The following is a 22,349-nucleotide window of genomic DNA, read 5'->3' as shown; positions in this document are numbered from 1 at the left end:
TGCTTCTGCGTGCTTAACGGGTCCGGTCAAGCCGGGTTATGACACCATCCGACGCTATATAGGCGCTATCGATCTCGCGTAGGAACAATCCATGGCCGAGAACGCCCGGAATCGCCGCGAGTTGCCCGGCGAGCGCGACGGAATCGATCTCAGTGCCGAAAGCGCAGTCGAGCACGACATTATCCTGATCGGTGCGGTACGACCGATCGTCATGCCGCCGCAGAGTCGCCGCGCCGCCGAGCGACTCGATCCGTGCCGCCACGAAGCCGCGCGCGAGCGGCAGCACCTCGACCGGCACCGGTGCAGCACCCAGCCGCTCGACCCGCTTCGATCCATCGGCAATGGCGATCATGCGCCGTGCCGCGCTGGCGACGATCTTCTCGCGCAGCATCGCGCCCCCCGCCCCCTTTATCGCGCGCAGGTCGCCATCGATCTCGTCGACGCCATCGATGGCGAGATCGATGTCCGACAGGTCGTCGAGTGCCACCACCCGGATTCCGGCCGCCCGCGCCACGCGCTCGGTGGCACGCGAGGTCGCCACTGCGGTGATGTCCAATCCCGCCGCGACACGCTCGCCGAGATGCGCGATCAACCAGGCCGCGGTCGATCCGGTGCCCAGTCCGACGATCATGCCGGACACGATCTCCGCCGCCGCCGCCTCGGCCGCCAGCCTCTTGTCGTCGTCGCGGCTCACCGGGCCATCGCCGTCACGAACAAGGGCGAGCCGAGATGGCGGTCGAGCCAGCCGCGCAAGCGTGGCAGCGGCTGGCGCGCGAACCAGTCGCGATCCACGGCCGCGAACTGCCGCACGAACGGCATCACGGCGATATCGGTCAGCCCCCGGGTGGCGCGACACAGATTGTCGTGCGCCGTCAGCCGCTGCTCCAGCACGCCGAGCAACGTTAGTGCGGACTCGCGATGGTGGTGCGGATCGCCGCCTTGCCGATCAGGATATTTATAGCCGTCGAGGTGCCGCTTGAACGCCCCGTCATTCACCTCGATCAGCGCCGGATCGTCGCCGCCCAACCAATCCTCCGGATCGTTCAGCGCCAGCGCATGCCGCATGATCTCCAGGCTCTGCTCGATCACCCGGCCGTCTTCCAGCACCAACACCGGTACCGTGCCTTTCGGCGACGCGGCCAGCAACTCGGCCGGCTTGTCGCGCAGGCTGACCTCGCGCCGCTCGACCGTCATGCCGCTGACCAGCAAGGCCAGTCGCGCGCGGATCGCATAGGGGCAGCGGCGGAAGCTGTAGAGGATCGGCGATGGCATCGGCCCGCTATAGCCGCTCGGCACGCTTGTGCCAAAGCCGCGAGATGCATGGTTGCTATGATCGGTGCTTGCCCTGGCGTGCCGTGCGCCGCAAAGGCTCCCGCCGCCCCAGGAAAGTCCATCATGTATTCCCTTCCCGTGCTCGGATTCGATTTCGGTACGACCAACAGCGTCGTCGCTGCGGCACAGGGCGATGCCGAGCCCGATCTGGTGTCGTTCGACGCGCCGTCGGGCAGTGACGCGGTGTTCCGGTCCGCCTTGTGCTTCTGGCAGGACGAGGGGATATCCGGCGGGCTTGCCGCGGATGCCGGGCCATGGGCTATCGCCGAGTATCTCGACTATCCCGAGGGCAGCCGCTTCGTGCAATCGTTCAAGTCGGTCGCCGCCAGCGCGAGCTTCGAGCATGCCTCGATCTTCGACAAGCGCCTGCGCTTCGAGGATCTCGGCCGCCTGTTCCTCGACAAGTTGCGCGCACGATCGGGCGGCAAGCTCAAGGCGCCGCCTGCGCGGCTGATCGTCGGGCGCCCGGTCGAATATGCCGGCAGCCGTCCGGACGCGGCGCTTGCCAGGCGGCGCTACGATGCGATGTTCGCCGGGCTCGGCACCGAGATCCATTATGTCTACGAGCCGGTCGGCGCAGCCTACAGCTTTGCCGCGCGGCTGAGCGCGCCTGCAACCGTGCTGGTGGCGGATTTCGGCGGCGGGACGAGCGATTTCTCGATCGTGCGGATCGCCGGGCCGGGCGCGCCGCAACGGTGCGTGCCGCTGGGTGCGGCCGGCATCGGCATTGCCGGCGACCGCTTCGACTATCGCATCGTCGACCGGCTCGTCCTGCCGATGCTCGGCAAGGGCGGCACCTACAAGTCGTTCGACAAGCTGCTCGAGATCCCGCGCGGCTATTTCGCCGACTTCGCGGATTGGTCGAAGCTGGCGCTGATGCGCAACCGCCGGACGCTGACGGAGCTGGAGCAATTGCGCCGCAGCGCGACCGAGCCTGCCGCCATCACGCGGATGATCGCGGTGATCGAGCAGGAGTTGGGCTACAAATTATATGACGCCGTAGGGCAGCTGAAGCGCGCTTTGTCGCGCGAGGATGGGGCGCATTTCCACTTTGCCGGCGCCGGGCTGGAGATCGAAGCGGACGTGACCCGCGCCGAGTTCGACCTGTGGATCGCCGACGATATCGCGCGGATCGACCAGACAGTCGACCGGGCGCTGGTCGATGCGGGGACGGATGCAGGAGCGATCGACCGGGTGTTCCTGACCGGCGGCACCTCGCTTACTCCTGCGATCCGGGCGCTGTTCGCGCGCCGCTTCGGCGAGGAGAAGCTTGCCAGCGGTGGTGAGTTGACCTCGATCGCGCATGGCCTCGCGCTGATTGGCCAGGAGGACGATCTCGCCGCCTGGTCGGTGTAGAACGAGCGATGCTGGCAACTGAGTGAACGTCACCCCGGACTTGTTCCGGGGTCCACCGTGCCGCACGCTCTGCTCATGGCACTATGCGCATCGTAAGCCGCGTGGTGGACCCCCGGAACAAGTCCGGGGTGACGAATTGGGGGATGTAAACGCCCCAACCCCGAACACCGCGCCCTTACATCACTCGGCGGGCTGCGGCGCCTCGTCGCCGGGGTTCCCCAGCCGCGGCCGCGCTGGCGGCAGGCCGGGCCGGGGATCATGATCGACCACCGGTTGTCCTTCGTCGCCCGGCTTGTAGGACAGCAGCCGGTGCCCGAGCTTGCGGCCGATCGCGCGCTCGACCCCCAGGGCCAGGCTGAAGCTCGACGGGACGATCAGCAGCGTCAGCACGGTCGACAGGATCAGCCCGCCCATCACGGTGACGCTCATCGGTGCGCGGAACGAGGCGTCGCCGGTCAAGGCGAGCGCCGTCGGGATCATGCCCGCGACCATCGCCACCGTGGTCATCACGATTGGCTGCGCGCGCTTGTGCCCGGCATCCAGGATCGCGTCGAAACGGCGCACGCCCTTGCCCATTTCCTCCAGCGCGAAATCGACCAGCAGGATCGAGTTCTTGGCGACGATGCCGAGCAGCATCAGCAGGCCGATATAGACCGGCAGCGACACCGACATGCCGGCGATCTTGAGCGCGATGCACGCGCCGAGCGGCGCCAGGAACAGCGAGCCCAGATTGACGAACGGCGGCAGGAAACGGCGGTACAACAGCACAAGGACCGCGAACAGCAACAGGAAGCCCGAGGCGACCGCGATGATGATGTTGGTCACCAATTCGGCCTGCGCCTTGGATTGGCCGACCGTCAGCCGCGATACGCCGACCGGCAGTTCCTTGATCGCCGACAGCGCGTTGATCTGCTTCATCGCTTCGCCCTCGACGATCCCCGGCGAAAGATCGGCACCGATCGTCAGCTGACGCTGCTGCGCAATGCGCTCGATCTCGGTCGGCCCAGCGCCGAAACCGATATCGGCGACGACCTTCAGCGGCACCGATCCACCGGTCTGCGTCGGCACGGCGAGGTTCTCGATATTGGCCAGCCGTTCGCGCGACGTCTGGGCGAAGGCGACACGGATCGGAATCTGCCGGTCGGTGAGCGAATAGCGCGCCGAATTCTGATCGATATCGCCCATCGTCGCGACGCGGATCGCGTTGGACAAGGCCGAGGTGGTGATGCCGAGATCGGCGGCTAGATTCATCCGCGGGCGGATGACGATTTCCGGCCGGTTGAGCCCGCCCTCGATCCGCGGCGCCTGCAACACGCGCAGCGTGGACATCTGCGCGACGATCCGGTCTGCGGCCTGCTGCAACAATTCGGGATTGTCGCTGCCCAGGGTAATCGACAGATCGCGGCTCGGCCCGCCCCAGCCATTCTGGTTCTGGAACGACACGCGCGCATCGGGGATCGCCGCGAGTTGCGGCGCGACCGAGCGCTCGAACTGCGTGCTGGTTTGCTTGCGATGTTCGTCGAGCGTCACCGTGACGCGGCCATTGCCGATAAAGGCACGCTGATAGACCGAGACGACCATCGGCTTGTGTGCCGCCAGCATCTGCGCGACCTGGTTCACCACCTGCTCGGTACGCTGCAGCGTCGAGCCCGGCGGCAGCGCGACGGTGACGGTCGAGCGGTCATTGTCGGACTGCGGCTGGAATTCCTGCGGTAGCGTCGCGAAGATCACTACCGTCAGCACCAATGCCATCGCGGCGATGCCCATCACCCACACGCGGTGATCCATGAACCGTGCGAAGATCCGCCAGATGCCGCCCTTGGCCTGCGCCGCGCGCATCCGGGTGAGATCCACCGTCCAGCGCAGCGTCTTCATGTACAGCCGCATGACGACGCCGTCGGGCTTGGTGTTCTCGCCGTGATGACGCAGGAAATAGGCCGCGATCATAGGCGTCACCATGCGCGCAACGGCGAGGCTCATCAGCACCGCGGCGACCACGGTAAGCCCGAAATTCTTGAAGAACTGGCCCGAAATGCCGGGCATGACCGAGACGGGCAGAAACACCGCGACGATCGACATGGTCGTGGCGAGCACCGCCAGGCCGATCTCGTCGGCAGCATCGATCGATGCCTGGTAGGCGGTCTTGCCCATTTTCATATGGCGGACGATGTTCTCGATCTCGACGATCGCGTCATCGACCAGCACGCCCGCCACCAGGCTGAGCGCGAGCAATGTCATCTGGTTGAGGCTGAAGCCCATCAATTCCATGAAGAAGAAGGTCGGGATGGCGGAGAGCGGGATCGCCAGCGCCGAGATCGCGGTCGCGCGCCAATCCCGCAGGAACAGGAACACCACGAACACCGCGAGCACCGACCCCTCGATCATCGCGTCGATCGCACCGTGATAGGCCAGTTCGGTATCGTTGACGCTGGTCGACAGCATCTCGAAATGCACCTTGGGATTGCGCTTTTCGAGCTCCTTCAATTTCTCTTCCGCCGCGCGGTACACGCTCACGTCGGATGCACCCTTCGAGCGCTTGAAGTCGAACGATACAACCTGCTGCCCGTTGTACGCGGCGCGCGAGGTCTGCTCGGCAAAGGCATCGCGCACGTCAGCGATGTCGGCCAGGCGCACGGTGCGCCCGGTACCCAGGTTGATCTGCGTGTCGCCCAGCGTGCGCACATCGATGGCATTGCCCAGCACGCGCACCGATTGTTCGGATCCGCCGATCTGCGCCTTGCCGCCGGTGGCGTTGACGTTCACCTGGCGCAACTGCGCGTTGACCGCCGGTGCGGTCAGCCCCAGCGCCTGCAACTTGACCGGATCGAGGATCACGCGGATCTCGCGGCTGACGCCGCCGTTACGCTCCACCCCGCCCATGCCGGGGATCGACAGCAATTCCTTGGCCACGGTATCGTCGATGTACCAGCTCAATTGCTCGACGGTCATGTCGCTGGTGATCGCTGAGAAATTGGCGATGTCGTTATCCGACGTGTCGACGCGGCCGATCTGCGGCTCCAGGATGCCGTCGGGCAGGTTGCTGCGGATCTGGGTGATCGCGTCGCGCAGATCGTTGACCGCGCGATCGATATTGGCGCCGATCTTCAGCTGCAGCACGGTCTGCGAATTGCCCTCGGACACGGTTGAGCGCAGTTCATCCACGCCCTGCACGTTGCGTGCCGCGGCCTCGACCCGCTTGGTAACCTGCGTTTCGAGCTCGCTCGGGGCAGCGCCCGGCTGGCTGATCGAGACATAGGCGATCGGAAAATCGATATCCGGATTCTGGTTGACGTCGAGCCGCGCAAAACTGACGAGCCCCGCCAGCGTCAGCGCGATGAACAGCACGATCGGCGGCACCGGGTTGCGGATCGACCATGCCGAGATGTTCCGGAAGCTCATGCGCTTAGCCCTTGCTCGCCGCGGACGCAGCCGGCTTGGCGACGACCGGGTTGATCTTCTGGCCCGGGTTCAGGAACGCGCCGGCCGACAGCACCACGCGCTCCGTACCGGCCAGTCCCGAGGCGATCGCCACGCCGGCATCGGAAACCGAGCCGACCTTGACGTTGCGCCGCTCGACCTTGTTGCCGGCGCCGACGATGTAGACGAAATTGCCGCGATCGTCGCTCAGCACTGCAGATTCCGGCAGTTGCGGCGACTGCGCGCCGCCGCTGGTTATGTTGGCCGAGGCGAAGCCGCCCGGACGAAGTGCCTGATTGTAGGATAGAGCGATGCGCGCGATGCCCTGGCGGGTTTGCGGGTCGATCACCGGCGAGACCTGCCAGACTTGCCCGTCATAAGACTGCGTGCTGCCGACCGGTGTCACCGCTGCCCGCGCACCGACGCCGAGACCGGTGAGGTCCGCTTCGCTGAGGGCCGCACGCATCTCCATCTCGCCGCCCTTGGCCATGCGGAACAGCACGCCCGAGCCCGAACTGACGATCTGGCCGGGCTCCACGCCCCGGGTGAGGATCAGGCCCGCGGCGGGTGCGCGGATGTCGAGGCGGCCGTTGCGTGCGTTCTGCTCGGCAGCCGTCGCCTGGCTGACCTTGAGCCGCGCAATGGCGGAGTCACGCGTCGCGATGCGGCGCTGCACGTCGGCCTGGCTGATGAACCCGCGCCCGACGAGCTGCTGCGCGCGTGCGAGTTCCGCTTGCGCCAGCGTCAGGTCGGCACGGGCGACGTTGATCTGCGCGGTCAGGCTCGCCGCGGTCTGCTGCTGGACCGAACGGTCGACCGTCGCCAACACCTGCCCGGCACCGACCCACTGACCGGGTTCGACCAGCACGCGCGTGACCATGCCGCCTTCACCCGCGACACCGACCGGCATCTCGCGTCGTGCCGCCAGCGTGCCCGTGGCGGAGATGACCCGCGCGACCAGCTTGCTGCCGGGCACGGCGACCGTCACGCTGGACAGCGCCTCGCCCTTCTGCGCCACGGTCGGCGCAGCACCGCTGCGCTTGATCAGGAAATAGCCGGCGAGCGCAGCCAGCACGAGGAGTGTGCCGACGATCCACCACAGGCGACGCGACTTCGGTTCCGCTGCGGGAAGCGTTAGGCGTCCGTCATTGTCCAACGTCGCCGATTCGTAGTTCATCTGCGTCACTTTCCCGTCCCCGGCTCCGGCTGTCCGGCCCCTCGCAGACTGTGTTATAGAAATAAGGCACCGATCTCAAGCGCCACTTTCGATTTGGCGGCTGTAATGCCCGTCCCGGCCAGAATCCGCAAGCGCGCCGCCGTTGCGGCTGTCCCGCTCGCAAGGGCGAACGAGACGACAAATCGTTTGCATTGCATCCACAGCGGCGCGATTCGCAGGCGTCGGCAAATTGTCGGCGTGTTCGCTTGAATTTCACCGGAACATTAAGGGAGACGAACGATGCTGGCAGACGGGATTTTGGGGTGGCTGCTGATCGGGCTGGTAGCCGGCATTCTGGCCAAGGTCATCATGCCGGGGCGCGATCCCGGTGGGATCATCGTCACCATCCTGATCGGCATCGCCGGCGCGCTGCTCGGCGGCTATCTGGCGCCGCTGATCGGCTGGCGTGCCGATGCGGCGTGGGAACGCTATGCCGCGGCGACCGCGGGGGCGGTCATCCTGCTGGCGCTCTATCGCATGACCATGCGCCGCCGGGTTCGTTGATCCGTTCAGCCTAGGTTTGCCCATGGCGCGACACAGCCGCGCCATGGGCAGTTCCGCCCGATCCAAGGAGTTTCACGGCATGAGAACGATCGCGACCGCAACGGCGCTGGCCACCCTTTCGCTGGCGATGACCGCGTTTACCGGTGCCGCAGCACAGGTGACGCCGACGGTCGAGCCGCTGATCCCGGCCAGCGGCACCGTGCTGGATGTCAGCGCGACCGGCCGGACGACGCGGGTGCCCGACGTGGCGACGATCCGCGCCGGCGTGGCGACGCAGAATGCGACCGCCGCGGCCGCGCTGGCGGAGAATGCCGATCGCATGGCGCGCGTACTGGCCGCGTTGAAGCGCGCCGGTGTCGCCACCCGGGATGTCGCCACCGCCAATGTCGGGCTCAGCCCGCAATATCGCTATGGCGAGAACGTGCCGCCGGTGATCACCGGGTACCAGGCGAGCAACACCGTATCCGTGCGATTTCGTGATGTCGCCAAATCCGGCGCCATCCTGGATGCGCTGGTGAAGGAAGGCGCCAACCAGATCGACGGGCCGTCGCTGGAGATCGACAATCCCGACGCTGCGCTGGACGAAGCGCGCAACGACGCGGTCGCGCGGGCGCGGGCGCGGGCCGCGCTGTATGCAAAGGCATCGGGGATGACGGTCGCACGGATCGTGTCGATCGCGGAGAGCGGCGAGAATGCTGGTGGACAGCCGCCGGTCATGATGACGTTCGCCCGGGCCAAGGCGGCGCCGTCCACCGCGATTGCGGCTGGCGCAACCGACGTCACGGTAAACCTGTCGGTTCGTTTCCTGCTGAAGTAAGCGCCAGGAGGTGCGTCTCCGCCGAGGTTGAGCGCCAGATACGAAAAGGGCCGCCCGGCATGCCGGGCGGCCCTGATCTTTGTGCTGCTACTGGTTTTTAGCGAACGCTGCCGCGACGCACCAGGTTGACGATCGCGAGCAGGATGATCGCGCCGATCAACGAATAGATGAAGGTCGTGACGGTCACGGCCTGGTTGATCCCGCCGCCGAACAGGAACGATGCAATCACCGAACCGATAATGCCGACGACGATGTTCAGGAAGATGCCCTGCTGTCCATCCGTGCGCATGACCAGGCTGGCCAGCCAGCCTACGACACCACCAACGATAAGCCAGATGATGATACCCATGATTGTCGTCCCTCTGTTGATGCCCGCCTGCCGGGCTACGGGGGAAAGACTCGCAGACGGGTAAATTTGTTCCGGTAGCGGTTTGTTTTTCACCGAACATGAAAACGGCCCGCCCCCGATAAGGAACGAGCCGTATCAGGCCGTATAGACAGGATCAGTATTTCTGCTGGCGATCGTAGAGCGAGCGATAATGCTGGATACGCGTGACGCGCAGGCCGGGCATGCCCGACCGGTCGATTGCGCGCTGCCAGCCGGCAAATTCCTCCACGGTCAGACCATAGCGCTCGCACACTTCGTCAACCGAGAGCAGGCCGCCATTTACTGCCGCGACCACCTCTGCCTTGCGGCGCACGACCCAGCGCGTCGTCTCGGGCGGCGGCAGGCTGTCCAACGTCAGCGGTTCGCCGAGCGGACCGATGACCTTGGCAGGACGGATTTTCTGGTTCTCGATCATTTCAACCTCGAAATCGGGGCGGGGGCCCCCGTTCGTTCACATAGGATTGCACTATACTTGCGGGCTTGAACGCCGGCTAAAGCGGCTCGGTAAACACGGCGTTCATTCTTCATCAACTTGGGCTAACAGGGCCGCAACATCGGCATTGAAGGCGCCATGGGCGGGGGAGAGCAAGTCCTCGGCCACAGGCGGCAGCAGCGCCGATTGCGACAGCGCGGTCGGGCTCGCCGCTTGTCGGGCGACGATCCCGACCATGATCACCGCCAGGTCGGACGGCAGGGTAACCAACGGAGCGTCATGCTCGAAACGGGTAAAACTCAGATCCACTCGGACGCCTTTGACGGTGCAACGAATGATCCGTTTAGGCGGTTAGTCTGAAGGGGACGTAAAGCGGGCGAAAATCCTTTCGCAACCATGTGTTTTGCAATGCGACAGAACGAGGCTTATGGACGCCGGCATGACCGTCATCGGCGATTTCCAGCTCGGCCCCGATCTTTCGGGGAAACGCATCGTCGTCGCGATGTCCGGCGGGGTCGACTCGTCCGTAGTTGCCGGGCTAGCCGCGGCGACCGGTGCGGAGACGATCGGCATCACGCTGCAGCTCTACAATCATGGCGAGGCTGTTGGCCGCGCGGGATCATGCTGTGCAGGACGCGATATCCGTGATGCACGCGCTGTCTGCGATCGGCTCGGCATCGCGCACTATGTCTACGATCACGAAACGAGTTTTCGCGAGACGGTGATCGACACCTTTGCCGACGAATATCTCGCCGGGCGGACGCCGATCCCCTGCGTCCGCTGCAATATGGGGCCGAAATTCACCGATCTGTTCCAGTTGGCACGCGACCTGGGTGCCGATTGCCTGGCCACCGGCCATTACGTCCACCGCGTTATCGGCCCGGCGGGCGCCGAATTGCACCGTGCCGTCGATCCGGCACGCGACCAAAGCTATTTCCTGTTCGCGACGACGCAGCCGCAGCTCGATTACCTGCGTTTCCCGCTCGGCGGAATGCCCAAGGCGCGGGTGCGCGAACTGGCCGCCGAGCTCGGGCTGGGGGTGGCCGGCAAGCCTGACAGCCAGGACATCTGCTTCGTGCCGGATGGCGACTATGCGGGCCTGGTCAAGAAATTGCGGCCCGAGGCACAGGCGGGCGGCGCGATCGTCGATCTGGCCGGGCAGCAGCTGGGCGAGCATTCGGGCATCGTCAACTTCACGGTCGGCCAGCGCCGTGGGCTGGAGATCGGTGGCAGCCCCGAACCGCTTTATGTCGTGCGGCTGGAGCCGGCGCAACGACGCGTGGTGGTGGGCCCGCGCGCCGCGTTGGCGGTCGAGGCGGCACGGCTGACGGAAATCAACTGGATCGGCGGCGACCATGCCGGGCCGCTAAGCGCCAAGGTGCGTTCGATGGCCAAGCCCGTGCCAGCCCGGCTGGAGGGCGGCCGGGTGGTGTTCGACAGCCCGGAATATGGGGTATCGCCAGGGCAAGCGGCGGTGCTCTACGATGGCGAACGCGTGCTGGGCGGCGGCTGGATCGCCGAGACCGAGCGCGCGCTGATCGCCGCCTAGCGCAGCTTGAGCCGCTTGCCGGTGAACGGCGACGGCTGGCAGCCGAGTATGGGATCGAAGCGTGCCGAGCGCCGGGCGATCAGCGGGACGGAGGCAGTGACCGTCCTGGTCTCGGGATCGTCCGACAGGCGGATGACGCTCATGCCCGGTTCGAAATCGGCATAGCAGCTGCCAAGCGCGCGATTGCCGATATAATGACAGGCACAGGCGACGCGCGCGGCATAGCCGGTGCCGAGTTCTAGCTGCGCCGTACGGCTTCTGGCATAAAGGAAGACGCCGATCAGCAACGCGCCGAGCACGGGCAGCGTCCACCATGCGATCCGTCTTGCCTTCATCAAGCCGTGTTCTATCGTTGCCGACATGATGCGCAAGGTCGCCCTCGCCGTGATGCTGCCGCTGCTGATCGGCGCAAGCGAGGCGGCCGACGCGCCCGCTTTCACCGTCAAGGCGTGCACGGGCGCGCGGCTCGGGCCGGCGCTGGAACCGGTGAAGCGCTTGTTCGCCGATCATGCCGAAACGCGCGCGGTACTGATCGTGGCGGACGGCTGCCCGGCGCTGAAGGCCTATGCACCGGGTTATTCCGACTATAACCGCTTCATCAGCTGGTCGATGGCCAAGAGCGTCACTGCCATTCTGGTGGGCGAACTGGTCGCCGACGGTCGGCTGCAGCTCGACGCGCCCGCGCCGATCGCGGAATGGCATGGCGTCGGCGATCCGCGGGCAGCGATCACCCTCAGGCAATTGCTCAACATGTCCTCCGGGCTGCAACATATCGAGGTCGGCAATCCGATCGAGGCATCGGACACCAACCAGACGTTGTTCGTCGCCGATACCGAGGCCATGGCGGCGGCGGCGATCGGGCACCGGCTCGAGGCCAGGCCGGGCTCGCGTTTCAACTACAGCTCGCTGACCTCGATCATCCTGGCCGAGATCATCACCCGCACGCTGACCGACAGCCGTGATCCCAGGACACGCGCGCAGATCTACACCGCTTTTGCGCGCGAGCGGCTGTTCCGACCGGCCGGGGTGCGCAACGCCGTGCTGGAATATGACGGCGCGGGCACGCAGATCGGCGGGTCGCTGATGCACATGACGCTGGACGATTGGGGCCGGATCGGCGGGCTGCTGCTCGATGGCAGGGGAGCGGACGGCGCGCAGGTGATCGCGCCGGAATGGCTGGCCTTTATGAAGACCCCCTCCCCCACCAACGCCCAATATGGCGGCCACATCTGGCTCAATCGGCCGGGCATCGGGCGGGCGGCGCTGTTCTTCGGGAAGGGACCGGCGAGTGCGGTTGGGATGAACGGGCATCTCGGCCAGTTGGTGATCGCCAGCCCGGACAGCGGGCAAGGCCGCGGCGTAGTGATCGTGCGGCTGGGCAATACGCCCAACATGCGCAACCCGGCGATGATGCAGACGCTGGGCGACGTGACCGCGGCGTTCGATCGCGGCCGGCGTTAGGGTGGATGACGTACGAACGCCTCAAACGTTCCGTTCGTCCTGAGTAGCCCCTTCGATTTCCAGCAAGGGCAGGCGCTCAGGAAAGGCATCGCGTAGCGCGAAGCGCGTATCGAGAGGGCGTATCAAAGGATACGCGATACCGCGCTCCGAGGTGCTTCGATACGAGCCCTCGATATGGCCTGCGGCCTACTCGGTCTCTACTCAGCACGAACGGTTAAATGCAGTCATCGCAGCCTAGAGGAAGAACGTGCCCTCGATCACCGTCACGCACGTGCCCCCGAGGACGACGCGGTCGCCGTCCAGTCGGCAGGCCAGGTGCCCACCCCTGCGGCTTGCCTGGTAGGCAGTGAACGTATCGCGCCCCAGCCGCTTCGCCCAATAGGGCACGACGACGGCATGGGCTGAGCCAGTCACCGGGTCCTCGTCGATCCCGGCCCCCGGCGCGAAGGCGCGGCTGACGATATCGGTGTCTTCGCCCGGCGCGGTGACGATGGTCAGCCAGTCGCCGCTTTGCGCCAGGCGGCGGAAGTCGGGATCGACCGCGCGCACCTGATCGGCGGTTTCCAGCACGACCACACCGTAGCGATGTTCGTGCCACAGGGTTTCCACGACGCTGTCGACGCCCAACGCTGCGACGATCTCCGACAGCGGCGCGGGCGTGGGCACCCAGGCGGGCAAGCCCAGTTCATAGCCGTCATCGGCACGGGCGACATGCAGCAATCCGGCCTGCCGTGTCCGAAACGTCACGCGGTCCAGCGCGGTATCGGACGACAGCACGAAATGGCCGCTGGCCAGGGTGGCGTGACCGCACATCACCACTTCGTTCTCCGGCGTGAACCAGCGCAGCTCGAAATCGGCCGCGTCGCTATCGTCGGGCACGATGAACGCGGTTTCGGCAAGGTTGTTCTCCGCGGCGATCGCCTGCAGCACCGAGTCCTCCAGCCATGTGGAGAGCGGCAATACGGCCGCCGGATTGCCGGTGAACGGTGCGCCGGCAAAGGCATCGATCTGGACGAACGGAATTCTCATCTGCGTGCTCCGGATCTACGTTACAGCCGTTTGGCGAACCAATGCGGGGTGACATCCGCCTCGACCAGCGGATTGTCGGTATCGACATGGCCTTCCGGATCGAGATGGATCAGCACCTCGACCTTGGGATAGGCGCGGCGCAGCGCGTGCTCGACGGTCTCGACGATATCGTGCGCGGCAAACATGGTGAGGTTGCGATCGACCTCCATGTGGAATTGCGCGAAATCGTGGCTGCCGGAACGACGCGTGCGGAAATCATGGATGCCCTTGATACCGGGCTGGCGCGCGGCGACCTCGATGAAGCGCGCGCGCTCGCCCTCGGGCCATTCCTTGTCCATCAACTGGTCGATCGCGTTCGACGAGGCGCGAAACGCGCCCCAGGCGAGCCACAGTGCGATGGCGATGCCCATCACGGGATCGGCCCCGCGCCAGCCGACATATTGATCGAGCACCATTGCCAGGATGACCGAGCCGTTGAGCAGCACGTCCGACTGGTAATGCATATTGTCTGCCATGATCGCGACCGAGCCGGTCTGGCGGATGATGCTGCGTTGATAGGCGAGCAAGGCGACCGTCGCGATGATCGCCACGACCGACACGCCGATGCCGAACTCGGCGTCCTGCGTCGGGCGGGTCTCGCCAAAGGCCAGGATCGCGCGCCACGCAATGCCGGCGGCAGATGCGGTGATCAGCATCACCTGGAACAAGGCGGCAAGCGCCTCTGCCTTGCCGTGTCCGAAGCGGTGATCGTGATCGGCGGGTTCGGCAGCGAGCTTCACGCCGTACAGCGTGACGAGGCTGGCGAGCAGATCGAGCGCCGTGTCGGCGAGCGAGCCGAGCATCGCCACCGAGCCGGTGTGCCAGGCGGCAAAGCCTTTGAGCAACAGCAGGAACACCGCCATCGCAACGCTGGCAAGCGCCGCCCGGACGGCAAATGGGATGGCGCGGCGCTGTGCCTCCGTCATGGGTAGAGCATCCCCTCAGCCCAGCCGTCGTCTTCCCGCGTGAACAGGCGGCGTTCGTGCAGGCGGTGTGCACGATCCTGCCAGAATTCGATCGCCAATGGCGTGACGCGGTACCCGCCCCAATGCGGCGGGCGTGGCACATCGCCATCGGCAAAACGCTGCTCCATCTCGGCAAAGCGCGCCTCGAACGTGGCGCGATCGGCCAAGGGGCGGGACTGGTCCGATGCCCAGGCGCCGAGCTGCGAATCGCGGCTGCGGCTGGCGAAATAGGCGTCGGATTCGGCATCCGTGGCCTGGGCGAGCGCACCTTCGATGCGCACCTGGCGGCGCAGCGACTTCCAGTGAAACAGCAAGGCGACGTTCGGATTGGCGGCGATCTCGCCTGCCTTGCGGCTTTCGCGGTTGGTGTAGAAGACGAAGCCGTCCGGGCCGTGCCCCTTCAGCAGCACCATGCGCGACGACGGGCGGCCATCGGCGGCGACGGTGGCGAGTGCCATGGCGTTGGAATCGTTGATCTCGCTGGCGCGGGCTTCGGCGTACCAGCTGTCGAACAAGGCGAAGGGATCGGTGGGCATTGCCGGTGTTTAGCGCGCGCCTTCCCTGCCGTCACCCCGGACTTGTTCCGGGGTCCACCGTGCCGCACGGCTCGCATACGTTGCTGGAAGGCCCGGAGTGGACCCCGGACCAAGTCCGGGGTGACGGGTAGGGAACCGACTCCCCTGCCGATGATTGAATCGGCTTCGTAACGCTTTGCGCATTGGAACACTCGAAAATGGCCGCACGCGCCTATTGGCAGGGACAGATACGGCTCGCGTTGGTGTCGATCCCGGTCGAGATCTATTCGGCGACCAAATCCGGCGCGCAGATCAGCTTCAAGCAGATCCACGAGCCGACCGGCAAGCCGATCCATTACGAGAAGGTCGTTACCGGCGTCGGCCCGGTCGACACCGACGAGATCATGAAGGGCTTCGAATACGAGAAGGGCGAGTTCGTGCTGCTGGAGCAGGACGAGATCGACGCGGTGAAGCTGGAATCGAAGAAGACGCTGGAGCTGACGCAGTTCGTCGATGCCGACGAGATCGACGTGCTGTATTACGAGAAGCCCTATTTCGTCGTGCCGGCGGACGATTTGGCCGAAGAAGCGTTCATCGTGCTGCGCGAGGCGCTGCGCTCGACGCGCAAGGTCGGGCTCGGGCAGTTGGCGATGCGCGGGCGCGAATATGTCGTGTCGTTGAAGCCGTGCGGGCGCGGGATGGTGCTGGAGACGCTGCGCTATGCCGATGAGGTCAACAAGGCGCAGGGCTATTTCCGCGACATTCCCGACGACAAGCCGGACCAGGACTTGATGGACCTGGCCGAGGCGTTGATCGCGAAGAAGACGTCGAAGTTCGATCCGGGCGAGTTCCACGACCGCTATGTCGATGCGCTGAAGGGCCTGGTGGAGCGCAAGCGCGAGGCCAAGGGCGCAAAGGTCATCGAGGAGGATTCGGCAACACCGGCCAAGGGCGGGTCGAACGTCGTCGACCTGATGGCGGCGCTGAAGAAGTCGATGGGACAATCGGGGGCCGCGGCGAAGGAAGCGGCGCCGGCCAAGAAGGCGGCAACGAAGAAGCCTGCGGCGGAGAAGGAGCCGGCCAAGCGTGCGCCGGCGAAGAAGCGTGCGTAACGCCCTTCTGCTCCTTTCCAGGGAGGGGAGCAAGTAGATGGCAACTTCGGACCCACTCGCGCTCTACAACGCCAAGCGCGACTTCGCGAAGACGGCGGAGCCGGCCGGTACGCTCGATCCCGGCCATGGCAACAGCTTCATGGTGCAGAAGCACGATGCGACGCGGCTGCACTGGGATTTCCGGCTGGAGATCGACGGCGTGCTGAAGAGCTGGGCGGTCACGCGCGGGCCGAGCATCGATCCCGACCAGAAGCGCCTGGCGGTCAGGACCGAGGATCATCCCTTGTCCTACGCGACGTTCGAGGGGACGATCCCCAAGGGCGAATATGGCGGCGGCACGGTGATGCTGTGGGATCGCGGCACCTGGTCCCCGATCAAGGGCAAGAGCGCGAAGGATCTGGAAAAGGGCCACCTGCACTTCGTGCTGGATGGCGAGCGGATGAAGGGCGAGTGGCTGCTGATCCGGCTGAAACCGCGCGGCAAGGAGAAGAACGAGAATTGGCTGCTGCGCAAGATCGACGACGCGGAGGCGGGCGGCACGGACACGTTGGTCGAAACCGGGCTGACGAGTGTCGCCACGGGCCGCACGATGGTGGAGATTGCCGAGGGGAAGAAGGGCAGCGTGCTTCGGGCTAAGGCTGAGCCCAAGTCCAAGAACGCGGCGCCGGCGAACTCCGGCGTGCGCCGTAGTACAAGCAAGGCGCCCGTGTTCCGGGAGCCGCAGCTCTGCACCTTGGTGGATGCAGTCCCGTCCGGCAGCCAGTGGCTGCACGAGGTGAAATATGACGGCTATCGCGCGCTGATCTCCATCGCCAAGGGCAAGGCCAAGGTGTTCACCCGCTCCGGGCTCGACTGGACGGACAAGTTTCAGGCGATTGCAGATGCCGCCGCCAAGCTGCCGGTAAAATCCGCGCTGATCGATGGCGAGGTCGTCGCGTTCAAGGACGGCAAGCCCGATTTCTCGACGTTGAAGAACGCGATTTCGGCGGGCGGCGACATGACCTTGTTCGCCTTCGATCTGCTCGAAGTGGATGGCGAAGACACGACCGGGCTGCCCAATATCCAACGCAAGGAACGCCTGCGCCCGCTGATCGACGGGGCGGATGCGCGGCTGCAATATTCCGAGCATATCACCGGGTCAGGCGAGCAATTGTTCGCGACGATGTGCCAGGAAGGCTATGAGGGCGTCGTCTCCAAGCTGGCCAGCGCGCCCTATCGTGGCGATCGCACCAAGAACTGGCTGAAGATAAAATGCACCAGGCGGCAGGAGTTCGTCATCGTCGGGTGGACGCCATCGGAGAAATCGCGCGGTTTCAAGGCATTGCTGCTGGGGGTGAACACGCCCGACGGCTATCGCTACGCCGGCAAGGTCGGCACGGGCTTCTCGGGCGACGTGATGATGGACCTGCTCGATCGCATGACGAAGATCGAGCGCAAGACGGCGACGGTCGAGGCGCCGCGCGCTGCGGTACGCGGCGCGCATTGGGTGGAGCCCAAGCTCGTCGCCGAAGTCGCCTTTGCCGAGACGACGCCCGACGGCGTACTCCGGCATTCGAGCTTCCTGGGGCTGCGCGAGGACAAGGCAGCGGACGAGGTGGTGGCCGAAGTGCCGGCCAAGACGATGCCCGACGCGCCCGAGGTGCATGTCACGGTGAGCAGCCGCGAGCGGCTGGTCTTCCCGGATTCGGACGTCACCAAGGGCGAGCTGGCGGATTATTATGCCGCGGTTTCCACGATCATGCTGCCCTGGGCGGCCAATCGCCCGATCAGCCTGGTGCGCTGTCCGCAGGGGCGCGCCAAGCGCTGCTTTTTCCAGAAACACGATGCCGGCGTGTTCGGCGAGCATGTCCACCAGGTGCCGATCCTGGAGAAGGACGGGCACACCGAGGATTATCTGTATGTCGACGATGCCGATGGGCTGGTGACGTGCGTGCAGATGGGCACGATCGAGTTCCACGGCTGGGGATCGTCCGTCGCGACGCTGGAACAGCCCGACCGCATGGTGTTCGATCTCGATCCCGACGAGGAGCTCGACTTTGCGATCGTCAAGAAAGCGGCCGAGGATCTGAAGGAGCATCTCGCCGAAATGGGCCTGGTCAGCTTCGCGATGTTGTCGGGCGGCAAGGGCGTGCACGTGGTGGTGCCGTTGCAACCGGAGGCGACATGGCCGGCCGTGAAGGATTTCGCCGACCGCTTCGCACGCGCGATGGAGGCAGCCGAGCCGGCGCGGTTCGTCGCCAACATGTCCAAGGCCAAGCGCAAGGGGCGCATCTTCATCGATTACCTGCGCAACCAACGCGGCGCGACCGCGGTACTGCCTTATGTCGCGCGGGCGCGCAGCGGTGCCCCCGTGGCGGCCCCGGTATCGTGGACCGAGTTGCGCGAGATCGAGAATGCGCATCGCTGGGGCGTGCGCGACGCCGCCGAACTGATCGAGCGCGCGGATTCGCGCGAGTTGGCGGGATGGGGATTTGCGGCGCAGGTGCTGCCGGATCTCTGAAACGCGTTGCGCCTGCACAACCTTTGTGGTCGAGTCTGCCGCCAGCGACACAGGATGCGGCGTGACTGAAATGGACGGACATTGCGGCACGCAGTTCCCCGGCGAAGGCTGGGGCCCAGTCGCGACGTCCCTCGACTGGGACCTGACCTTCGCCGGGGAACTGCGATAGCGACCATGCCGGCCCCGTCCCTGCTCGACGCAGGCATTCATGCGCAGCGCTGGATCGCGGAATATTGCCAGCAGTCGGTGCACGGCGACGTGCTCTGTTCGAATGTGGACGATCCCGCCTGGGCCGCGATGTTCGAGGAACTCGCCGCGGTCGCCGGCGACGATCTCGGCCATGCGCGCGAGCGCGTGCAGCGGCATGCCGAGGATATCGGCACCGGCTTTCGCATCATCGGTGAGAGCGACGAGCGGCCCTGGCCGGTCTCGCCCGTGCCGCTGCTGATCGGCGCTGCGGAATGGGCCGGGATAGAGGCGGGGGTGCGGCAGCGTGTCGAGCTGATGGAAGCGATCCTGGCCGATCTGTACGGCCAGGCGACATTGGTGACCGGCGGGTTGATCCCGGCGGCGTTGGTCGGCGGCAGCCCCTATTTCCTGCGCCCGATGGTCGGGCTGGTGCCGCCGGGCGGACACCACCTGCAATTCATCGCGGTGGATCTCGGGCGCGGGCCGACCGGCGAGTGGCGCGTGCTGGGCGATCACCTGCGCGGGCCGGTCGGCGCCGGCTATGCGCTGGAGAACCGGCTGGCGGTGTCGCGCACGCTGGGCGGGCTGCAATCGCGGCTGAACGCGCAGCGCCATGCGCCGTTCTTTGCCGCCTTCCGCGACGGGCTGGCCGCGGCGTGCCGGCGCGTCGAGCCGCGCATCGGGCTGCTGACGCCCGGCCGCTACAGCGCGAGCTATGCCGAACAGGCGCACCTCGCACGGTATCTGGGGCTGCTGCTGGTCGAGGGCGACGATCTGGCGGTGCTGGAGGACCGGCTGTACGTCCGCACGATCGGCGGGTTGAAGCGCATAGATGCGCTGTGGCGGCGCACCGACCCCCGGATGCTCGACCCGCTAGCGTTCGATTCGCATTCGCGCATCGGCGTGCCGGGGCTGGTGGACGCGATGGCCGCGGGCGAAGTGGTGATCGCCAATACGCCGGGCGCAGGCGTGCTGGAATCCGCCGCGTTCGGCGCGTTCCTACCACGGCTGGCCATGCGGCTGACCGGGCGCGACCTGTTGCTGCCCAACATCGCCACCTGGTGGTGCGGCCAGGAAGCGGAGCGCGCGCGCGTGATCGAGGATTTCGACGCCTTGCTGATCGGCCCTGCATTCGGCGTGGCGCCGCTCGGCCTGCCTGACGGCGTGGCGCGGCATGGCGCGGACATGGTCGGCGCGGTGCGCGAGCAGCTGATCGCCGACATGGTCCGCCGGCCGGAGGATTATGTCGGGCAGGAAGTGGTGCGGCTCTCGACCATGCCGGTGGTGGCGGGCGATACGCTGGTCGCGCGCCCGTTCACCCTGCGCGTGTTCGCGGCGCGCGATGCCAATGGCGGGTGGACGATCATGCCGGGCGGGTTCGCGCGGATCGGCGACGACAGCGATCCGCGCGCCAATGTGATGGGCGAAGGCAGTTGGTCGGCCGATGTCGTGGTGCACGGCGCCGAAGCGGTCGAACCGGTGTCGCTGCTGCCGGCGACGGATTCGGTGCATATCAGGCGCAATCCGGGCACGCTGCCGAGCCGCGTGGCGGACAATTTCTTCTGGCTCGGCCGTTATCTCGAACGTGGCGAGGCGCTGCTCGGCGTGATCCGCGTGATGCTGGGCAATTCGATCGATGCCGATGCGGGCGCGGCTTTGTCACCGGCGACGGTGGGCAAGCTGGTCGGCCTGGTGGTGAATGCGGGTGCCGCGCCGCATCCCCCGACCCTGCGTCGCAGCGACCTGACGCAGTTAGCGCGCACCGCGATGGAGGCGGAGACGGAGTGGAACAGCGTGCGCTGGCTGAACGGCATGGCGCGCGGCATCGGGCAGGGATCGCGCGACCGGCTGTCGGCGGACGTCACGCGACTGCTGGATGCGCCGTCCCCCGCCAAGGGCGGGATGCTGGACCGTGCGGGATCGCTGCAGCGCCGCTATGCCGCTTTGTCGGGGTTGGCGGCGGAGCATATGGGGCGCACCGCGGCGTGGCGTTTCCACGATCTCGGCCGGCGGATCGAGCGCGCGCTGAGCGTGACGCGCGCAGTGTGGGCGTTCGGGCTGAGCGGAGCGAGCGCGGACGATCTGTCCACCTTGCTCGATTTGGCCAACAGCCAGATCAGCTATCGCCAGCGTTACCTGACCGGCATTGCGCGCGTGCCGGTGGTCGATCTGGTTGCGCTCGACCCCGGCAACCCCCGCGCGCTGGCGTTCCAGATCGAGGCGATCTGCGCGCACATGAAGGCGCTGCCGGTGCTGGGCGATGACGGCATGAACGAAGTGCAGCAGGCCGAGGCGGCCGGGCTGGTGGCGATCGTCTCGACCGCCACCGCGGCCGGGCTGGATGCCGAGATGCTGGGCGATATCGAGCGGCGCCTGTTCGCACTGTCTGATGCGGTGGCGCGGCGCTATTTCCTGCAGGGCGCGACGCCGTTTCGCGCGGCCGGGATGACGCTGGCATGATCTACGATATCCGCCACGTCACCCGTTTCGATTATGGTCGCCGCGTGAATTTCGCGCGCTGCAACCTGCGCCTGAAGCCGATCCACTGGTCGGGCCAAGTGCTGGAGGACTATCAGCTGACGGTGTCGCCGTCGGGCCGCACATCGCCCGCGCGCGCGGAGGCGGGACTCGCTAATGTCACGCGGTTGGTGATCGAGGAGCCGGTGCGGCACCTGACGATCGAAAGCGTGTCACGCATCGTGGTCGATCGCCCGGTGCCGATGCCGTCGCCGCGCGACCCCACGCTGGCGGAGATCGCGGCACAGGCGCGCGTCAGCCGTGATCCGTCGGCGGCGGGGCCGGCAGGCTATCTCTTCCCCTCCCCGCTCATCCCGCTCGACCGCGACATCGCCGAATGGTGCGCGCAGGAGCTGGATCCGGCGCGGCCGTGCCTGGAGGCAGCGATCGGCCTGGCGCTGCGCATCCAGCGCGAGTTCGATTTCGACACCGAGGCGACGTTGGTCGACACGCCGCCGCACGAGGCCTTCGTCAAGCGCGGCGGCGTGTGCCAGGATTTCGCGCAGATCATGATCACCGGCCTGCGCGCGGCAGGCCTGCCCGCGGCTTATGCCTCGGGCTATATCCGCACGCTGCCGCCAGAGGGACAGGAACGGCTGGTCGGCGCGGATGCGACGCATGCCTGGGTGCTGTTATGGTGTGGCGAGGCGCTCGGCTGGGTCGGGGTCGATCCCACCAACGGCATCTGGATGGCAGGCGACCATATCGTGATGGCGATCGGCCGCGATTATGCCGAGATCGCGCCGATCGACGGCATCGTGCTGGGATCGGGCGCGCAGAAGATGGACGTGAGTGTCGACGTGGCGCCAGTGGTGGCGGGCTGACTTTTCGCGAACTGCGCGTCCCGCTGCCTCGTCATCCTCGCACAGGCGGGGATCCATAGTCTCCCTCGGTCGCTCGAACGAACCGGCGTCAGCCAGTATGGATCCCCGCCTGCGCGGGAATGACGCATCGGAGCGGGTGGATGAGCACCAAGCATCCGACACCATGGCAACGGAGCAAGCGTTGCA

At 66.3% G+C, this 22,349-nt stretch carries 20 protein-coding genes; 9 read left to right on the top strand and 11 right to left on the bottom strand.

All coding sequences use genetic code 11. The features are described from left to right. Positions 1–13: 13 nt before the first annotated feature. Complete coding sequence (gene rpiA / locus NV382_RS16200; protein ID WP_260597740.1) at positions 14–694, bottom strand: ribose-5-phosphate isomerase RpiA; 681 nt, start codon at positions 692–694, stop codon at positions 14–16. Then, positions 691–1,272, bottom strand: coding sequence for a glutathione S-transferase (locus NV382_RS16195; RefSeq protein WP_260597739.1), 582 nt, complete (start codon positions 1,270–1,272; stop codon positions 691–693). The genes rpiA and NV382_RS16195 overlap by 4 nt, the downstream gene beginning before the upstream one ends. A 123-nt stretch (positions 1,273–1,395) precedes the next feature. On the opposite strand from NV382_RS16195, the gene NV382_RS16190 reads away from it, so the two are divergent. After that, positions 1,396–2,688, top strand: coding sequence for an Hsp70 family protein (locus NV382_RS16190; protein WP_260597738.1), 1,293 nt, complete (start codon positions 1,396–1,398; stop codon positions 2,686–2,688). A gap of 180 nt (positions 2,689–2,868) precedes the next feature. Here the strand turns inward: NV382_RS16190 and NV382_RS16185 are convergent, their stop codons facing one another. Beyond that, complete coding sequence (locus tag NV382_RS16185) at positions 2,869–6,087, bottom strand: efflux RND transporter permease subunit (RefSeq protein WP_260597737.1); 3,219 nt, start codon at positions 6,085–6,087, stop codon at positions 2,869–2,871. 4 nt (positions 6,088–6,091) lie between these two features. Beyond that, complete coding sequence (locus tag NV382_RS16180; RefSeq protein WP_260597736.1) at positions 6,092–7,282, bottom strand: efflux RND transporter periplasmic adaptor subunit; 1,191 nt, start codon at positions 7,280–7,282, stop codon at positions 6,092–6,094. 279 nt (positions 7,283–7,561) lie between these two features. On the opposite strand from NV382_RS16180, the gene NV382_RS16175 reads away from it, so the two are divergent. Together NV382_RS16175 and NV382_RS16170 are read left to right on the top strand one after the other, a co-directional pair. Further along, complete coding sequence (locus NV382_RS16175) at positions 7,562–7,825, top strand: GlsB/YeaQ/YmgE family stress response membrane protein (RefSeq protein WP_260597735.1); 264 nt, start codon at positions 7,562–7,564, stop codon at positions 7,823–7,825. A gap of 79 nt (positions 7,826–7,904) precedes the next feature. Next, entirely contained in the window at positions 7,905–8,642 is a 738-nt protein-coding gene (locus NV382_RS16170; RefSeq protein ID WP_260597734.1) for an SIMPL domain-containing protein, read from the top strand. A 97-nt stretch (positions 8,643–8,739) separates the two neighbouring features. Here the strand turns inward: NV382_RS16170 and NV382_RS16165 are convergent, their stop codons facing one another. The 3 genes from NV382_RS16165 to NV382_RS16155 all read right to left on the bottom strand — a co-directional run bounded on the left by NV382_RS16165 (position 8,740) and on the right by NV382_RS16155 (position 9,772). Continuing rightward, the gene (locus NV382_RS16165) at positions 8,740–8,991 is read right to left on the bottom strand and encodes a GlsB/YeaQ/YmgE family stress response membrane protein (protein ID WP_260597733.1); all 252 of its coding nucleotides are present in this window, start codon (positions 8,989–8,991) and stop codon (positions 8,740–8,742) included. A gap of 154 nt (positions 8,992–9,145) precedes the next feature. After that, positions 9,146–9,445, bottom strand: a complete 300-nt coding sequence (sciP, locus tag NV382_RS16160) for a CtrA inhibitor SciP (protein WP_260597732.1) — start codon at positions 9,443–9,445, stop codon at positions 9,146–9,148. Between the two features lie 102 nt (positions 9,446–9,547). Continuing rightward, on the bottom strand, positions 9,548–9,772 hold the full coding sequence (locus tag NV382_RS16155; RefSeq protein WP_260597731.1) for a hypothetical protein: 225 nt from the start codon (positions 9,770–9,772) through the stop codon (positions 9,548–9,550). 130 nt (positions 9,773–9,902) lie between these two features. Between NV382_RS16155 and mnmA the strand changes: the two genes are divergently transcribed. Further along, positions 9,903–11,012, top strand: a complete 1,110-nt coding sequence (gene mnmA / locus NV382_RS16150) for a tRNA 2-thiouridine(34) synthase MnmA (protein WP_260597730.1) — start codon at positions 9,903–9,905, stop codon at positions 11,010–11,012. On the opposite strand, the gene NV382_RS16145 is transcribed toward mnmA, so the two are convergent. Beyond that, complete coding sequence (locus NV382_RS16145) at positions 11,009–11,347, bottom strand: hypothetical protein (RefSeq protein ID WP_260597729.1); 339 nt, start codon at positions 11,345–11,347, stop codon at positions 11,009–11,011. The two genes, mnmA and NV382_RS16145, sit on opposite strands and share 4 nt — an antisense overlap. A 28-nt stretch (positions 11,348–11,375) precedes the next feature. On the opposite strand from NV382_RS16145, the gene NV382_RS16140 reads away from it, so the two are divergent. After that, the gene (locus NV382_RS16140) at positions 11,376–12,473 is read left to right on the top strand and encodes a serine hydrolase domain-containing protein (protein ID WP_260597728.1); all 1,098 of its coding nucleotides are present in this window, start codon (positions 11,376–11,378) and stop codon (positions 12,471–12,473) included. Between the two features lie 234 nt (positions 12,474–12,707). On the opposite strand, the gene NV382_RS16135 is transcribed toward NV382_RS16140, so the two are convergent. From NV382_RS16135 to pdxH, 3 genes are read right to left on the bottom strand one after another with little or no spacing between them, the layout of a single operon-like run. After that, a complete protein-coding gene (locus tag NV382_RS16135) occupies positions 12,708–13,502 on the bottom strand; it encodes a PhzF family phenazine biosynthesis protein (protein ID WP_260597727.1) in 795 nt (264 codons plus the stop codon). A 20-nt stretch (positions 13,503–13,522) separates the two neighbouring features. After that, positions 13,523–14,467: a cation diffusion facilitator family transporter gene (locus NV382_RS16130; RefSeq protein ID WP_260597726.1), complete on the bottom strand. Its 945-nt coding sequence runs from the start codon at positions 14,465–14,467 to the stop codon at positions 13,523–13,525. Next, on the bottom strand, positions 14,464–15,042 hold the full coding sequence (gene pdxH, locus NV382_RS16125; protein WP_260597725.1) for a pyridoxamine 5'-phosphate oxidase: 579 nt from the start codon (positions 15,040–15,042) through the stop codon (positions 14,464–14,466). The genes NV382_RS16130 and pdxH overlap by 4 nt, the downstream gene beginning before the upstream one ends. Before the next feature lie 197 nt (positions 15,043–15,239). Between pdxH and ku the strand changes: the two genes are divergently transcribed. The 4 genes from ku to NV382_RS16105 all read left to right on the top strand — a co-directional run bounded on the left by ku (position 15,240) and on the right by NV382_RS16105 (position 22,163). After that, positions 15,240–16,133 carry a non-homologous end joining protein Ku gene (ku, locus tag NV382_RS16120; protein WP_260597724.1) on the top strand — a complete coding sequence of 298 codons (894 nt, stop codon included), beginning with the start codon at positions 15,240–15,242 and terminating at the stop codon, positions 16,131–16,133. A 37-nt stretch (positions 16,134–16,170) separates the two neighbouring features. Next, a complete protein-coding gene (ligD, locus tag NV382_RS16115) occupies positions 16,171–18,633 on the top strand; it encodes a DNA ligase D (protein WP_260597723.1) in 2,463 nt (820 codons plus the stop codon). Positions 18,634–18,798: 165 nt separating this feature from the next. Then, positions 18,799–21,282 carry a circularly permuted type 2 ATP-grasp protein gene (locus NV382_RS16110; RefSeq protein WP_260600451.1) on the top strand — a complete coding sequence of 828 codons (2,484 nt, stop codon included), beginning with the start codon at positions 18,799–18,801 and terminating at the stop codon, positions 21,280–21,282. Continuing rightward, positions 21,279–22,163, top strand: coding sequence for a transglutaminase family protein (locus NV382_RS16105; protein WP_260597722.1), 885 nt, complete (start codon positions 21,279–21,281; stop codon positions 22,161–22,163). Before NV382_RS16110 ends, NV382_RS16105 begins: the two co-directional genes overlap by 4 nt. The last annotated feature ends 186 nt before the right edge of the window (positions 22,164–22,349 follow it).

This window comes from Sphingomonas endolithica (assembly GCF_025231525.1).
Taxonomy (GTDB): domain Bacteria; phylum Pseudomonadota; class Alphaproteobacteria; order Sphingomonadales; family Sphingomonadaceae; genus Sphingomonas; species Sphingomonas endolithica.
This window is presented reverse-complemented; position numbering and strand designations above follow the sequence as displayed.